Annotated in this window: 19 protein-coding genes; 2 read left to right on the top strand and 17 right to left on the bottom strand. The window is 68.6% G+C overall.

Going from position 1 to position 14,936, the window contains the following annotated elements:
• Positions 1-6: 6 nt before the first annotated feature.
• The 12 genes from AWC18_RS02090 to rplS all read right to left on the bottom strand — a co-directional run bounded on the left by AWC18_RS02090 (position 7) and on the right by rplS (position 10,011).
• On the bottom strand, positions 7-870 hold the full coding sequence (locus AWC18_RS02090; protein WP_064999019.1) for an alpha/beta fold hydrolase: 864 nt from the start codon (positions 868-870) through the stop codon (positions 7-9).
• On the bottom strand, positions 867-1,766 hold the full coding sequence (locus AWC18_RS02085) for a tyrosine recombinase XerC (RefSeq protein ID WP_064999043.1): 900 nt from the start codon (positions 1,764-1,766) through the stop codon (positions 867-869). Before AWC18_RS02085 ends, AWC18_RS02090 begins: the two co-directional genes overlap by 4 nt.
• A gap of 34 nt (positions 1,767-1,800) precedes the next feature.
• A complete protein-coding gene (locus tag AWC18_RS02080; RefSeq protein WP_064999020.1) occupies positions 1,801-2,961 on the bottom strand; it encodes an alpha-hydroxy-acid oxidizing protein in 1,161 nt (386 codons plus the stop codon).
• 4 nt (positions 2,962-2,965) lie between these two features.
• A complete protein-coding gene (locus AWC18_RS02075) occupies positions 2,966-3,841 on the bottom strand; it encodes a siderophore-interacting protein (RefSeq protein WP_085137350.1) in 876 nt (291 codons plus the stop codon).
• A 41-nt stretch (positions 3,842-3,882) separates the two neighbouring features.
• Positions 3,883-5,022 carry a DNA-processing protein DprA gene (gene dprA / locus AWC18_RS02070; protein ID WP_085137348.1) on the bottom strand — a complete coding sequence of 380 codons (1,140 nt, stop codon included), beginning with the start codon at positions 5,020-5,022 and terminating at the stop codon, positions 3,883-3,885.
• Positions 5,019-6,530: a YifB family Mg chelatase-like AAA ATPase gene (locus tag AWC18_RS02065; protein ID WP_085137346.1), complete on the bottom strand. Its 1,512-nt coding sequence runs from the start codon at positions 6,528-6,530 to the stop codon at positions 5,019-5,021. The genes dprA and AWC18_RS02065 overlap by 4 nt, the downstream gene beginning before the upstream one ends.
• Before the next feature lie 3 nt (positions 6,531-6,533).
• Positions 6,534-6,902, bottom strand: coding sequence for a YraN family protein (locus tag AWC18_RS02060; protein ID WP_085137343.1), 369 nt, complete (start codon positions 6,900-6,902; stop codon positions 6,534-6,536).
• Between the two features lie 125 nt (positions 6,903-7,027).
• Positions 7,028-7,693: a GNAT family N-acetyltransferase gene (locus AWC18_RS02055; protein ID WP_085137340.1), complete on the bottom strand. Its 666-nt coding sequence runs from the start codon at positions 7,691-7,693 to the stop codon at positions 7,028-7,030.
• Between the two features lie 61 nt (positions 7,694-7,754).
• On the bottom strand, positions 7,755-8,060 hold the full coding sequence (locus AWC18_RS02050; RefSeq protein ID WP_012393608.1) for a DUF2469 domain-containing protein: 306 nt from the start codon (positions 8,058-8,060) through the stop codon (positions 7,755-7,757).
• Positions 8,057-8,770, bottom strand: coding sequence for a ribonuclease HII (locus AWC18_RS02045; protein WP_064999027.1), 714 nt, complete (start codon positions 8,768-8,770; stop codon positions 8,057-8,059). Before AWC18_RS02045 ends, AWC18_RS02050 begins: the two co-directional genes overlap by 4 nt.
• Positions 8,771-8,772: 2 nt before the next feature.
• Positions 8,773-9,588: a signal peptidase I gene (gene lepB / locus AWC18_RS02040; RefSeq protein ID WP_064999028.1), complete on the bottom strand. Its 816-nt coding sequence runs from the start codon at positions 9,586-9,588 to the stop codon at positions 8,773-8,775.
• 81 nt (positions 9,589-9,669) lie between these two features.
• Complete coding sequence (rplS, locus tag AWC18_RS02035; protein WP_046320174.1) at positions 9,670-10,011, bottom strand: 50S ribosomal protein L19; 342 nt, start codon at positions 10,009-10,011, stop codon at positions 9,670-9,672.
• 395 nt (positions 10,012-10,406) lie between these two features.
• Between rplS and AWC18_RS02030 the strand changes: the two genes are divergently transcribed.
• Positions 10,407-11,300 (top strand): serine hydrolase, encoded by an 894-nt coding sequence (locus AWC18_RS02030; protein ID WP_064999045.1) that lies wholly within the window; start codon positions 10,407-10,409, stop codon positions 11,298-11,300.
• 152 nt (positions 11,301-11,452) lie between these two features.
• Here AWC18_RS02030 and trmD read toward each other — a convergent pair whose 3' ends face one another.
• The 5 genes from trmD to AWC18_RS02005 form a co-directional block, all read right to left on the bottom strand.
• Positions 11,453-12,142, bottom strand: coding sequence for a tRNA (guanosine(37)-N1)-methyltransferase TrmD (trmD, locus tag AWC18_RS02025; RefSeq protein WP_085137337.1), 690 nt, complete (start codon positions 12,140-12,142; stop codon positions 11,453-11,455).
• Positions 12,143-12,150: 8 nt separating this feature from the next.
• Entirely contained in the window at positions 12,151-12,672 is a 522-nt protein-coding gene (gene rimM, locus AWC18_RS02020; protein ID WP_085137335.1) for a ribosome maturation factor RimM, read from the bottom strand.
• Between the two features lie 12 nt (positions 12,673-12,684).
• Positions 12,685-12,927 (bottom strand): RNA-binding protein, encoded by a 243-nt coding sequence (locus tag AWC18_RS02015; RefSeq protein WP_019736217.1) that lies wholly within the window; start codon positions 12,925-12,927, stop codon positions 12,685-12,687.
• Positions 12,928-12,935: 8 nt separating this feature from the next.
• A complete protein-coding gene (gene rpsP, locus AWC18_RS02010; protein ID WP_064999031.1) occupies positions 12,936-13,421 on the bottom strand; it encodes a 30S ribosomal protein S16 in 486 nt (161 codons plus the stop codon).
• Positions 13,422-13,591: 170 nt separating this feature from the next.
• A complete protein-coding gene (locus AWC18_RS02005) occupies positions 13,592-14,011 on the bottom strand; it encodes a nuclear transport factor 2 family protein (protein ID WP_064999032.1) in 420 nt (139 codons plus the stop codon).
• 37 nt (positions 14,012-14,048) lie between these two features.
• Between AWC18_RS02005 and AWC18_RS02000 the strand changes: the two genes are divergently transcribed.
• A complete protein-coding gene (locus AWC18_RS02000; RefSeq protein WP_064999033.1) occupies positions 14,049-14,918 on the top strand; it encodes a D-alanyl-D-alanine carboxypeptidase family protein in 870 nt (289 codons plus the stop codon).
• The last annotated feature ends 18 nt before the right edge of the window (positions 14,919-14,936 follow it).

Raw genomic sequence — 14,936 nt, 5'->3', positions numbered from 1 at the left:
CGCGCGCTACTGGCGTGGCAGTCGCCGCAGGAAATCCAGCATGGCGGCGATGACGACGTCAGGCTGGTCACGCTGGACCCAGTGCCCGGCACCGGCAACGACTTTCAACTCGGCGTGCGGAAACAGCGCGGCAGCCGCACGGGCACGGGCAACGGGCACGCCGGCGTCCCGGTCGCCGTGGATGATCAGCGCCGGCCGTGGGAAGGACGCCAGCCGCGGCGTGTAGTCGGTTCTCAGCCCGTTCCAGAGCAGCTCGTCGCGCTGCCATTGCTCGAAGGCGGCGAACCCGGGATGTTTTGCGGCGGAAAGAATCCCCGCGATCAGCTCGGGGGTGCGTTGCGCCGGATCGCGGATCAACGAGGTGAGGCTCCAGGTCAGCGCGGCGCGGTTCTGGGTCATCCAGCGGGTGGCGAGGTCCAGGACGCCGGTGCGTTGCATCGCCCACGCCGGCAGATGCCTGCCGCCTGCCAGCCGCGGCATCAGCCCGTAGCTGTCCAACAGTATTGCCGCACAGACACGTTCAGGCCGGTCCAGCACGTGCCCGATCGCCAGTGCGCCGCCCAGCGACAGTCCCCCGATGGCGTAGCGATCCAGTCCGAGCGCGTTGACCAACTCCCCCACGTAGGCAACCAGACGCTGTTGGGTGACCCGCCAGGCGGGCATCGGGCTCTGACCGCAGCCGGGATGGTCGGGAGCGACGACCCGAAAGCCGCCGTCTGCCAAGCGTGGTCCGACCTCTCCCCAGGACAACTCGGCATTGTCGATGCCGCCGCCGTGCAGCAGGACCACGGTGCCGACCGCATTGTCGGGACGAAAGTCGAGGTAGGAGACCGGTCCGGACGGCAGCTCGAGAGTCGATCGCACCGTCATGCCCGTGGGTGGGCCTGGTCGTGCACGGCGCGAAGCCGGGCGACGGTGACGTGGGTGTAGAGCTGAGTGGTGGCCAGGCTGGAGTGACCGAGCAACTCCTGCACTATCCGCAGGTCAGCCCCGCCCTCCAACAGGTGCGTGGCCGCGGTGTGACGCAGCCCGTGCGGCCCCATGTCCGGTGCTCCCCCGACCGCGGCGACGGTCTGGTGCACCACGGTGCGGGCCTGACGCGGGTCGAGTCGCCCGCCGCGGGCGCCGAGCAGCAGCGCGGGGCCGGACTCCAGCGTCGCCAGCGACGGCCTGCCCCGGCTGAGCCATGCCTGCAGCGCCTCGGCGGCGGGCTCCCCGAAGGGCACCGTGCGCTGCTTGTTGCCCTTGCCCACCACGCGCAGCACCCGCCGAGAACCGTCGACGTCGTCGATGTCGAGCCCACACAGTTCGCTGACCCGCACCGCAGTGGCATAGAGCAGCTCGGCGATCAGTCTGTCGCGCAAGGCCAGCGGATCATCTTGCTGGGCACCGGATTTCGCCGCATCCATCGCTTCTTGCGCCTGGTCGCGGCGCAGCACCGCCGGCAGCGTCCGGCGCGCCTTGGGCAGCTGCAGGCGCGCCCCGGGATCCGATGCCAACAGGCCCCGCCGCGCCGCCCAGGCGGTGAAGGTCTTGACCGTCGATGTGCGGCGAGCCAGGGTGCTGCGCGCGGCGCCGGCGTTGGCCTGCGCGGCCAGCCAGCTGCGCAGCAGCGGAAGGCTCAGCCCTTCGATACCGGTATGCCCCTGCTCGGCGAGGAAGCCGAACAACGATCGCAGGTCGCCGAGGTAGGCGCGCCGGGTGTGGTCGGAACGGCCCCGCTCCAAAGCGAGGTACTCGTCGAACTCGTCGAGAATCGCTTCCACACCGTCCACGGTCTCAGATGTTGCCCGATATCGCTCAGGTGACCCGCCGCAGCGTTTCCGGGGTGAGATCAAGCCGTGACGGATAGCCGTCGACGGCCATGATCAGGTCGGCTTCGGCCAGCAGCGAGCGCAGCACGTGCACGATTCCGGCGGTGCCGCCCAGGGCCAGGCCGTAGGCATAGGGCCGTCCGATACCCACCGCGGTGGCCCCCAGCGCCAGGGCCTTGATGATGTCGGCGCCGGTGCGGATGCCCGAGTCGAACAGCACCGGCATGCCGTCGGCGGCTGCCACCACGTCCGGCAGGCAGTCCAGCGCCGGCAGTCCGCCGTTGGCCTGACGACCGCCGTGCGTGGAGCAGTAGATGCCGTCGACACCGCCGTCGCGGGCACGCCGCACGTCGTCGGGGTGGCAGATACCTTTCACGATCAACGGCAGGTCGGTCAGCGACCGCAGCCACGGAAGATCGTCCCAGGTCAGCGGGTTACCGAAGGTCTGGATCCAGGCCAGTATGGCGGCCTGCGGATTCTCCTCGGGCGGTTGAGCCAGCCCGGCCCGGAACACCGGGTCGGACCAATAGTTGGACAGGCAGTGCCCGCGCAGTTGCGGGAAGTTCGAGGTGGCCAGGTCGCGGGGACGCCAGCCCGGAACCCAGGTGTCAAGGGTGACCACGATCGCCTTGTAGCCGGCCGCCTCCGCGCGGCTCACCAGGCTCGCGGCCAGCTCCCGGTCTTTGGGGGTGTAGAGCTGGAAAAATCCTGGCGTGTCACCGAATTCGGCAGCGACATCTTCGAGCGGGTCGGCGGTGAGGGTGGAGACCATCATCGGAACTCCGGTGGCCGCCGCCGCCCGCGCACTGGCCAAGTCGCCGTGTCCGTCCTGGGCGCAGATCCCGATGACCCCGATGGGCGCCATGAACACCGGCGACGCCAGCCGCATCCCGAACATCTCGATCGACAGGTCCCGCTCGGCGGCTCCGACGAACATCCGCGGGATCAGGCCCCAGCCGTCGAATGCGGTGACGTTGGCGCGTTGGGTGCGCTCGTCACCGGCGCCGCCGGCCACATAGGACCACACCGACGGGGAAAGCGCCGCGGCGGCTTTGGCCTCCAACTCCGCATACGTCATCGGGAACGCGGGCAGCACCCCGGCCAGGCCCTGCAGGTAGATCTCGAACTGGTAATCCCCGAATGCCATGGCTTCAGCCCGTTTTCTCGTCAGCCGCCGCGGCGTTCTCCGTCGCTTCTCTGGCGGCGAGTTCCTTCTTCCACTGCCGGAAGGTCTCTTCGGTGCGCCCGCGCCGCCAGTATCCCGAGATCGACGCCCACTTGGCGTCGACACCACGTTCCTTGCGGATGTAGGGCCGCAGATTGTGCATGACCGCCTGGGCTTCGCCGTGGATGAAGACCTGAACCTGGCCCGACAGCCACGCGGCGGTGGTGACCGCCTCGATCAGTGGTGCGTTGTCCCCGGCCCGCTCCTGGCCCACCAGGTCCGCACGTCCCCCGCGGTGCAGCCAGTTCAGTTCGATCCCGTCGGGGGCTTGGAGTGGGATCTCGTCGTCGGGCCCGGCGACTTCGATGAACGCCTTGCCCACGGCCCCGGCCGGCAGGGCCTCCAGGGCGGCCGAGATCGCCGGCAGCGCGCTCTCGTCGCCGGCCAGCAGATGCCAGTCGGCGTCGGGATGGGGGGCGTAGGCACCCGAGGGCCCCATCAGGTAAACCGGATCGCCGGGCTTCGCGCCGGCCGCCCACGGGCCGACGACGCCGTGCTCACCGTGTACGGAGACGTCGATGGCGATCTCCCGGGCCTGCGGATCGGCGCGCCGCACCGTCAGGGTGCGGATCACCGGCCGCTGCTCGTCGGGAAGGGATGTGAAGCTGTCCTGGGTCAAGGGCTGCGGCAGCGACGCGACATCGACGTCATAGCGCACAAAGATCACCTTGACGTATGAATCGGTGAAATCGATGGGCTTGAAAGTGTCGAAACCCTTGCCGCCCAATACCACTCGAATCATGTGCGCCGAGGGCTGCTCGGTGCGGACAACCTCGAAGGTGTGAACCGGTCGTCCCGCCACGCTGTCTCCCCTCTTCGCCTTGCCCCAGCCGACTATACGAGCTACCGCTTGAGCCGAACTATTCCCCAGCATCCATCCCGCCGCACCACCAGGCCGGCGACCTCCAGCATGGCCAGTGGCCCGAGCACCTGCGCCGGCGCCAGCCCGGAGGCCACCGCGATCTGATCGACACTGACCACACCGCGCCCAGGCAGCGCTTCGTAGACCTGCCGTTCAGCGACGCTGAGCTCGTCCAGCACAGTGACCGGCCGCGGCGGATCGTCGGCCAGTTCCCCGACTCGACCCACCAGCTCGATCACTTCGTCGACCCGGGTGACCAACTCGGCGCCGCCGCGCAGCAGCACATGGCAGCCCACCGATGCCGAGCTGGTGACCGGACCGGGGACCGCGGCCACCGGCCGGCCCAAAAGCCGGGCCCACGCGGCGGTGTTTGCCGCACCGCTGCGCAGTCCCGCCTCCACCACCACCGTCACCCCTGCCAGCGCCGCCACCAGCCGGTTGCGGGTGAGGAACCGATGGCGGGCGGGCCGTTCCCCGGGCGGGTACTCGGTGACCAGCAGTCCGCTGGAGCTGATGCGATGCAGCAGCACGGAATGGCCTGCCGGGTAGGGGATGTCGATGCCCCCGGCCAATACCGCCAGGGTGATGCCGTCAGCGGCCAGTGCTGCACGGTGCGCCGTGCCGTCGATTCCGTAGGCGCCGCCGGAGACCACCGCCACGTCGCGTTCGGTCAGTCCGGCGGCCAGATCCGCGGCCACCAACTCGCCGTAGGAGGTCGCGGCTCGGGTTCCGACGATGGCGGTGGCCCGCTCGGCGACTTCGTCGAGGCGTGCCGGGCCCACCGCCCAGAGCGCGAGCGGTGGCCGGAAATCCGGTTTGTCCACCGCGCCGGCGCCGGAGAAACCGGCGAAGGCCAGCACCGGCCACTCGTCGTCGTCGGGAGTGACCAGGCGCCCGCCGTGACGGTCGAGGAGCGCCAGATCGTCAGCGGCCACGTCGATCTCACGCCGAGCCTCGGTGTGGCGAGCCAACTGCGGGTCGACCGCACCACACCGAATCCGCTCTGCCGCTTCCACCGGGCCGACCCGGTCGACCAGCGCGGCCAGCGCCGCGCGCGGCGGCTCGGCAACCCGCGACAGGTAGGCCCACGCCTGCTTCGTGGTGGCGTCTGCCGCACTCATCGGCCCGCACCCCCCTGGCGGAAGCTCAGGGCCGCGGAGACCTCGTCTCGTCCCGGTGACGTCCGCCCGGCCAGATCGCTGAGTGTCCAGGCGACCCGCAGTGCGCGGTTGGCACCCCGGATCGACAGCAGGCCGCGGTCGAGGGCAGTGCGCAACGGAGCCATTGCCGTGGCGCTGAGCCGAAACCTGCGGCGCAGCAACGCCCCGCTGACCTCGGCATTGGTGTGGAAACCATGCGGTGACCACCGTTGGGCCGCAGCGGCGCGGGCCTGCGCCACCCGACTGCGCACCGCAGCGGTCGACTCCCCGTCCGCCGCCGAGAACGCACCAGCACGCACCGGATGCATCTGGACCCTCAAGTCCACTCGGTCCAGCAGCGGACCGGACAGCCGGCCGAGGTAGCGGCGCTTCTCCAAGGATCTGCAGGTGCAGTCCCTGGGGTCAGCCGGCGCGCACGGGCAGGGGTTGGCGGCCATGACCAGCTGGAAACGGGCCGGATAGCAGGCCACCCCGTCGCGCCGCGCCAGCCTGATCTCGCCGTCTTCCAGCGGTGTGCGCAGCGCCTCCAGCGCGCTGACCCGGATCTCGGCGCACTCATCGAGGAACAGCACGCCCCGGTGGGCGCGGCTCACCGCACCGGGCCGGGCCATGCCGGAGCCGCCGCCGACCAGCGCCGCGACGCTCGAGCTGTGATGGGGCGCGATGAAGGGCGGCCGGGTGATCAGCGGTGCGCTGCCCGACAGCAGACCCGCCACCGAATGGATTGCGGTGACCTCCAGGGATTCGCTTTCGGTGAGCGCCGGCAGCAGTCCGGGAAGGCGTTGGGCCAGCATGGTTTTGCCGATTCCGGGCGGCCCGGTCAGCATCAGGTGATGGGATCCGGCGGCAGCCACCTCGACGGCGAAGCGGGCCTGGGCCTGACCGACCACCTCGGCCAGATCCGCGATGGGCTCGGCCGTCGGAGCCGCCGTGGTCACCCGGCCCGCAAGCCGTGCCGCCCCCTCCAGCCAACCGTGGAACTGGCCCAGTGTGGCCACGCCGTAGACGTCGATGCCGTCCACCAGGCTGGCTTCGGCAAGGTTGTCCACGGGGACCACCGCGGCGGCCCACCCGCCCTTCTTGGCGGCCAACACCGCGGGCAGCACCCCGTGGACCGGCCGCACCCGCCCGTCGAGTGCGAGCTCCCCGAGCAGCACGGTCTTCTCCAGCCGGAACCACGGTGCCTGCTGGTCCGCACAGAGCACCGCGGCGGCCAGCGCCAGGTCGTAGACCGAACCCATCTTCGGCAGCGTCGCCGGCGACAGCGCCAGGGTCAGCCGGGCCGCGGGCCAACGCTGCCCACTGTTGGTGATCGCCGCGCGCACACGATCCCGCGACTCCTGAAGTGCGGCATCCGGCAACCCCACCAGATGCACCCCGGGCAGGCCCGAGGTGATGTCGGCTTCGATCTCCACGATCAAGCCGTCGAGGCCGCGCACCGCGACCGAGAACGCCCGGCCCAGTGTCATTTCTCAGCCCACCCCCTGCAGATGGGTGATCTCCGGGGTGCTGTGGCGCCCGATCCGCACCCTGATCACGTCGAGACGGACCTCATCCCAGTGCGATCGCTGGCCGACCAGCCACGCACCGGCCAGCCGGCGCAGGCGGCGCACCTTCTGCGGTCCCACCGCGTACTCCAGCCCGCCGAAACCGTCACCGCTGCGGGTCTTCACCTCGACGAACACCACGGCGCCCGTGCCCGGGTCTACGGCGATCACGTCCAGTTCGCCGTGGCGGCAGCGCCAGTTGCGGGCCAGGATGGCCCACCCGTGACCGATCAGATGGTCGACGGCCAGTTGTTCCCCGAGCGCACCCAACTCGGTGCGAGACCTGGTTGTCATACCGGTCAGGGTCGGCCGGGGCCCCGACAGCGTCGAGTCAAGAGAGCGCGAAACCGGCTGCCGGGCAAGCAGTTATCCCCAGTTGGGATTTCATCCACACCGGCTGGTGCGGGAGCGCCTGCGGTTTAGCCGGTGTGCGCGCCCGGTGCGCGGACGACCAGCGGCACACCGGGAAAATAGGCCGCCATCTCGGAGCGGGCACGGCGCAATGCCGCGGTGCCGTAGCCCTTCTTGCGGTGTTCGGGATGGATCCAGATCCGCACGTTGACCTCACCGTGGTAGAGGTCGCCGAAGACCATGCCCACCTTTTGCCCGCCGTCGACCGCGACGAACAGCGCCGCGTCTTCGTCGTCGACACGGGCCAGCGCCGAGCGGATCTCGTCGGCGAGATCGTCGGCCGGCCGGCCGGACCCGTCGGCGCTCGCACCGACATCCGTGGTCCGATCCGCCAGAATGTCTCGGTCCTCTTCACCGGAGAACACCCGAAGTGCCAGGGTCTCGCCGGAGCTGGCGGGCCGGTCGCCGAGGGTGAACGTCAGCTCGTTGTTCAAGTCGTTGAGCTCATCGGCGATCGTGTCGCGCGAGTCCTTGGTGAGCTGATCCAGCGACATTCCGATCACGGCTTCGCAGCCCAGCGGAGAAACGCCCAGCAGGTTCGCGATCGCCTGCACGGCCGACGCGCGGTCGTTGGAGTCGACGATCACGTCAAGTACCTCATGGCGGCGTTCCATGGCCTTGAGCAGGGCATCTGCGATTTCACGGCGGGAGACGGCACGGTCGACAGCAGTCATGGTGTCAGCCTAGACCCAAGCGAGAGCCCGTGCGGGGATGTTCATTCCGGCAGCTGGGCCGCTACTCGGGAAGCCGCAGCTCGGGCTTTTCGACCTCTTCGATGTTGACGTCTTTGAAGGTCACCACCCGCACCTGTTTGACGAACCGGGCCGGGCGGTACATGTCCCACACCCAGGCATCGGCCAGCCGAAGCTCGAAGTACACCTCGCCGTCGGCGTTGCGGGGCACCATCTCCACGCTGTTGGCCAGGTAGAAGCGCCGTTCGGTCTCCACCACGTAACTGAACTGCCCCACGATGTCCTTGTATTCGCGGTACAGCGAGAGTTCCATCTCGGTTTCGTACTTCTCGAGATCTTCGGCACTCATCTGCTCAGCCGTCCTTCTGTTCGGTTCGTCCCCATTGTCCCAGTCGCCGTCGCCGCGGACATCGCCACGTTGCGCACGTTGATGAACGAGAAGCGATGCTGACTGCACGGTCCCAACGCAGACAGTGCCGCGGTGTGCGCCGCGGTGGAGTAGCCCTTGTGTACCGCGAAGCCGTAGCCGGGGTGGTCGGCGTCCAGGGCAACCATGTATCGGTCCCGACTGACTTTGGCCAGCACGCTCGCCGCGGCGATACATGCCGCCGCCCCGTCGCCGCCGATCACCGGAAGCGAGGGCATCGGCAGCCCCGGCACCCGGAATCCGTCGGACAGCACATATCCCGGTCGCGTCGACAGGCCTGCCACGGCACGCCGCATGCCTTCGATGTTGGCCACGTGCACCCCACGGGCGTCCACGTCGGCAGGTTCGATGAACACCACATGGTAGGCCAGCGCATACCGGCAGATCAGCGGATACAGCTGCTCGCGGACCTTCTCGGTGAGCTTCTTGGAGTCGTCGAGCGCGGCCAGCGCCGCCGGCTTGCCCGGCCCGAGCACACAGGCGGCGACCACCAGCGGCCCGGCGCAGGCGCCGCGACCAACCTCGTCGACACCGGCGACCGGACCCAGTCCACTGCGGTACAACGCCGACTCCAGAGTGCGCAGCCCGGGTGAACGACGGATCACCGTGCGCGGTGGCCAGGCCGGAGCCATCGCTACGGGCCCTGCTGCGGGTTTATCGACGGCACCAGTCCCCAGCGCGACGGCGGCCAGGCGATGAACCTGGTCTTGCCGATCACGTTGGCCACCGGCACCGTACCGGCGTCGAGATCCTCTCCGGTGCACAGGATCCGGCGTCGCACATCGGGCTGGGCCTGCACGGAGTCGCAATGCGCCCGCGAGTCCGACGAGTGGGTGCGGTTGTCGCCCATCACCCACAACCGGCCCTCCGGTACCGTCACCGGACCGAACTCGTTACCGAGGCAGGGATAGACCATCGGGTCGACCATCAACGTGGCCGGGTTCAGGTAGCGCTCGTGAAGCAGCTTGCCGTCAACGGTCAGACCGGTGTCGTTACGGCACTGCACCGTCTGACCGCCTACCGCGATGACCCGCTTGACCAGGTCATTCTCGTCAGGCGGGACGAATCCGATGAACGACAGGACGTTCTGCACCCAGCGCACCGGCGTGTTGGTCGAGCGGATCGACTTGTAGCCGACGTTCCACGACGGGGGGCCGCGGAAGACGACCACATCGCCGGGCTGCGGCGTGGTGAACCGGTAGGTGACCTTGTCCACCATGATCCGGTCCCCCACGCAGCCGTGACAGCCGTGCAGGGTCGGTTCCATCGACTCCGACGGAATGAGGTACGGGCGCGCCACGAACGTCAGCATCAGGTAGTACAACACCAGCGCGATCGCGACCAGCACGACCGACTCGCGCAGCGTGCTGTGCTTGCCGTCCTCGGGCGCGTCGGCAACCTCGGCGTCCTCGGGGGAACTTTCGGGTGATGAGCCCGTGGTTTCGGTCACGAGATCAGGGTAATGACCGCGTCAGCGGCACCGATGACCGACCGGAGGCCGTAACCCCACTGGAGAGGGGCGCGGGCAAGATCAGCGCTTTTCCTTGATCTTGGCCTTCTTGCCGCGCAGCTCACGCAGGTAGTACAGCTTGGCGCGCCGAACGTCACCGCGGACCAGGACGTCGATGTGGTCGACGTTGGGCGAGTGCACCGGGAAGGTCCGCTCCACGCCGACGCCGTAGCTCTCCTTGCGGACGGTGAAGGTCTCGCGAACGCCGCCACCCTGCCGGCGGATGACCACACCCTTGAACACCTGGATGCGCTCCTTGGAGCCCTCGATCACCTTCACGTGCACGTTGACCGTGTCGCCGGGGGCGAAGGCCGGGATGTCGTCGCGCAGCGACGCCTTGTCGACGATGTCCAGCGTGTTCATTGCGGAAACACTTCCTCGCAGGTCGCGGCTTCGGACCGGCCGACACGCGTGTGAGCATGCAGACGGTCACCGAGCCGATGGGTTCGGGCATGTTGTCGCGCAGTGCGGTGACCGGGACGCCAGGACTCCGCTGCAGAATCAACCGCAGGCGACAACTGCTCAATTGTGCCAGACGCAGCCCAACCAGTGAAATCGCGCAAATCGCCGCTGGTCGTTCCACACCGAACCACGACATCGTGATAATTCTGACGCGACCGAACTGGGCGATCCCCAGGCCCACGCGGTAATCTATGCGGCGGGCCGATGGCAGCAGCGTGGCGAGCCCGTAAACCCGATGTCGGCGCAGATTACGCGACTGATACCTGTTGAGGAGGCCACCCGCCGTGCGGCCATCGATGCTTCTGCTGACCGTTGTCATGGTGATTTCCACGGTGGTGTTCGGCTGCGACGAGAAGGTCTATGGCGCTGACGCCAAACGGCCGACGCCGTACCGCGCCCCCGAGGTGGCGCCGGTGGCCACGGCGATCGAGGTTCCCCGGGCGCCTGCGATTCAGCCGGCCGCAGTGATCGACGGCCTCGCGGCGCGCATGCAGGAAGCCACCGACGATGCCGCCAAGGTCGGCGCCAACATCTCGGTGGCGGTGCTGGACCGCATCACGCACCAGCTGGTCACCAACGGCAACACCCGGCCGATCGCCACCGCGTCGGTCGCCAAGCTGTTCATCGCTGACGACCTGCTGCTCCGGGAAGAGGGCGGCTTGTCGCCCGACGAGCAGGCTGCTCTGGATTCCATGCTGCGTGCCTCCGACGACGGGGCGGCCGAGACGTTCTGGAACCAGAACGGCGGCAACGCGATCATCACCCGGGTGGCTGGCCGCTACGGCCTGACCGACACCTCCCCGCCGTCGAACGGCGCCTGGTGGAACACCATCAGCAGCGCCCCGGATCTGGCCCGTTACTACGACATGCTGCTCAACGGTTCCGGCGGTCTGCCGCCGGCCAAGGCCAGCATGATCATGAGCGACCTGGCGCTGTCCACCCCGAGCGGCCTCGACGGCTACCCGCAGCGATTCGGGATCCCGGAGGGCCTCTACGCCGAGCCGGTGGCGGTGAAGCAGGGCTGGATGTGCTGCATCGGCAACAACTGGATGCACCTGTCGACCGGTGTGGTCGGGGCGGATCATCGCTACATCGTGGTGATCGAATCACTGCAGCCCAGCGACGACGCCACCGCGCGCACCACCATCACCGAGGCCGTGAAGACCATCTTCCCGGGTGGCCGAATCTAGGCGGTATCTAGGCGGTTTGCCTCGCCCCGCGGCGCCCCACCTCGCCGAGTCGGAATCTGGCGACGCCGCGACGGCGTGTCGTGTCGTGAGATTCCGGCTCGAGCACGGTGAATGGGTCCCAGTGGCGTCGAGTGTCGGAAGACCGGCCGTGGCTACTCGTCCAACAGGTCCGGACGGCGTTCACGGGTTCGCTCAAGGGCGGCCTGGTGACGCCAGGCGTTGATCCGGGCGTGGTCGCCGGAGAGCAGCACATCAGGCACATCCAGGCCGCGCCAGCTCGGTGGGCGGGTGTAGCTGGGCCCCTCCAGCAGCCCATCGCGCTCGGGGGAATGCGAATCGTCCCGCTGCGATGCCGGATTGCCGAGCACACCGGGCATGAGCCGTAGCACCGCCTCCAGCATCACCAGGACCGCGGGCTCCCCGCCGGCCAGCACATAGTCACCGATCGACACCTCTTCGACGCGCATCCGCCGCGCGGCGTCCTCAGCCACCCGCTGATCGATGCCCTCGTAGCGACCGCAGGCGAACACCAAGTGCTCTTCTGTGCTCCAACGCTGCGCGGTGTTCTGGTCGAACAGCCTTCCCGCCGGGGTCGGGACGACGAGAAGGGTCCGCTCCGAACAGATTTCGTCGAGCGCATCACCCCAGACCGGAGCCTTCATCACCATTCCGGGGCCGCCGCCGTAGGGCGAGTCGTCCACCGAGCGGTGCACATCGTGGGTCCAGCGCCGCAGGTCGTGGACCTCGAACTCGACCATCCCGGACTCAATTGCCTTGCCGGGCAATGATTGACGGATCGGGGCCAGGTAGTCGGGGAAGATCGTGACGACATCGATTCTCATGCCGCGTCTTACCCGTCCAGCTCCAGCAGCCCGTCGGGCGGTTCGATCACCACGGCGTTGTCGGCTAGCGACACCGACGGCACGAAGGCGGCGATGAACGGGACCAACAGTTCCCGGCCGTCGGTCCGCTTGATCGCGAGCAGCTCCCCGGCGGCGGTGTGCAGCACCTCGGTCACGGTGCCCATCGCCTCCCCCGCCACCGTGCGCACCTGTAGACCCTCGAGTTGGTGGTCGTAGTAGGTGTCCGGTTCGGTGATCGGCGGAAGGTCGGCGGAGTCGACGACGAAAATGCTGCCGCGTAACCCGTCGGCACTGTTGCGGTCGCCGATCCCGGCCAGCCGCACCAGCAGGCGCGCCCCATGGGGGCGAACCGACTCGACGACGTAGTCGCGTTGGGGCGCACCGGATTTGCGGGCGTGCAGCGTCGCACCGGGCGCGAACCGGAGTTCGGGATCGTCGGTGCGGACCTCGACGACGAGTTCGCCGCCGATGCCATGGGCTTTGACCACCCGCCCGACCGTCAGCTCCATGAGCCGGTCGACTTACCGGTCGGTGTCCACCACGTCCACGCGGATGCCGCGCCCACCGATACCGGCGACGAGGGTGCGCAACGCAGTGGCGGTGCGACCGCCGCGACCGATTACCTTGCCCAGGTCGTCGGGGTGCACATGCACCTCAACGGTGCGGCCACGGCGGTTGGTCACCATGTCGACCCGTACGTCATCGGGGTTGTCGACGATGCCGCGCACCAGGTGCTCGACGGCGTCTGCCACCACGGCACTCATAGCCGCGGTCAGCTCTCGCCGGCCGACTCGGCGGCCTCAGCTGCGGGAGCCTCGGCGGCGGCGTCCTCGGCGGGAGCCTCAGCCTTGTCGGCCGACTTCTTGGCCGGCGCCTTCTTCTTCTTGGCGGTGGTGGCCTCGGTGGTCGGTCCGCCCTCGGCCTCGGCCAGCGCGGCGTTGAACAGCTCCAGCTTGCTCGGCTTGGCCGGCTTGACCTTCAGACGGCCCTCGGCGCCGGGAAGGCCCTTGAACTTCTGCCAGTCACCGGTGATCTTCAGCAGCTTGAGAACCGGCTCGGTGGGCTGGGCACCGACCGACAGCCAGTACTGGGCGCGCTCCGAGTCGATCTCGATCAGGCTCGGCTCTTCCTTCGGGTGGTAGCGACCGATGACCTCGATGGCGCGGCCGTCGCGGCGAGTGCGCGCGTCGGCAACCGCGATGCGGTACTGCGGATTGCGGATCTTGCCGAGACGGGTGAGCTTGATCTTGACAGCCATGAATAACTCCTGCGGTAACACGCTGCAATTCAGCGATGCGGGCGGGTTTGCCCACATCCGGTTTTGCCTCGCGTGGTGGTGTCACGCCCGCGCGGAACCGATGACAGGTCGCGTCGCACGGCGGACAGCGCCCCATTGTGCCAGAAGCAGGCCCGTCAGCAGAAATCGGCTCAGGGCATCTTCTGGAAGCACTTTGTCTCCGACCGCCTGCTCATCCGCCAGCCGTCGGCGGTACGGACAAACTCGTCGTCGTACCACAGCCCCACCAGCATCATCGGGTCGTTCTCTGCGCTGAACACCATCGGGTTGAAGCAGAAGGTGCGCGCGGTGGCACTGTCGCCGTCCACGCGGATCGCCGGCAGGCCGAGCATGTGGGAGTAGGTGGCGAAATTGGGCAGGACCTCGGCCAGCCAAGCCTTCACCTCGGGGAAGCGGCCGTCGATACCACCCAGGGCGCGGTAGTCGATGTAGGCGTCGGGGGTGAAGACCGCGTCCAGCCCGTCGAAGTTGCGGGTGTCGATCGCGGTCGAGTAGTCGACCAGCAGCTGCTGGATCTCCCAACGGTCCGAGATTTCCTGTTGGCTCAGCACTCCTCGATTCAACACCACGGCGGTAAGGTAAGCCGCCATGCGGAAAATCTTGGCCGCAATCGCGGCCCTCGCAACCGTGTTCGCCTCCCCCGCCCTGACTGCGCACGCCGACATCGCGCAGCCCCTGGGCTCGGCGGCGGTGCCCGTCGGCCCGGCACCGAACTGGCTCATCGCCGACATGGATTCCGGGCAGGTGCTCGCCGAGCAGAACGGCTACGCCGCGACGCCCCCGGCCAGCACGATCAAAGTCCTGCTGGCATTGGTGGTGCTCGACGAGCTGAATCTCGACGACACCATGGTCGCCACCCCGGCCGACACCCAGGTGGAGTGCAACTGTGTCGGGGTCAAGGCCGACCACAGCTACACGGCGCGACAGCTGCTGGAAGGTCTGCTGCTGGTGTCGGGCAACGACGCCGCCAACGCCCTGGCCGACATGCTCGGTGGGCCCGAGGCGGCGGTGGCGAAGATGAACGCCAAGGCCGCTGCGGTCGGCGCGACCGACACCCACGCCACCACGCCCTCCGGGCTGGACGGCCCCGGCGGCCCGGGTGCGAGCACCCCGCACGACCTGGCGGTCATCTTCCGGGCTGCGATGGCCCACCCGGTGTTCGCCGAGATCACCGCGCAGCCGGCGGCGACGTTCCCCACCGACTCCGGCGAGCGTCCGATCGTGAACATGAACGAGCTGTTGTCCCGCTATCCCGGAGCGTTCGGCGGCAAGACGGGCTTCACCGACGCTGCCCGCAAGACCTATGTCGGCGGGGCGAGCCGCGACGGCCGACGATTGGTGGTCGCGATGATGTACGGACTCATCCGTGAAGGCGGACCGACCTATTGGGACCAGGCGACTGCCCTCCTGGACTGGGGTTTCGCGCAGAGCCCGATGTCGAGCATCGGCAGCTTGTAGGAACCTGACCGGTGAAGG

The sequence above is a fragment of the Mycolicibacter nonchromogenicus genome (assembly GCF_002101775.1).
In the GTDB taxonomy this organism is placed as follows: Bacteria; Actinomycetota; Actinomycetes; order Mycobacteriales; family Mycobacteriaceae; genus Mycobacterium; species Mycobacterium nonchromogenicum.
The sequence above is the reverse complement of the archived record's forward strand: the minus strand, read 5'-3'. Positions and strand labels throughout refer to the sequence as shown.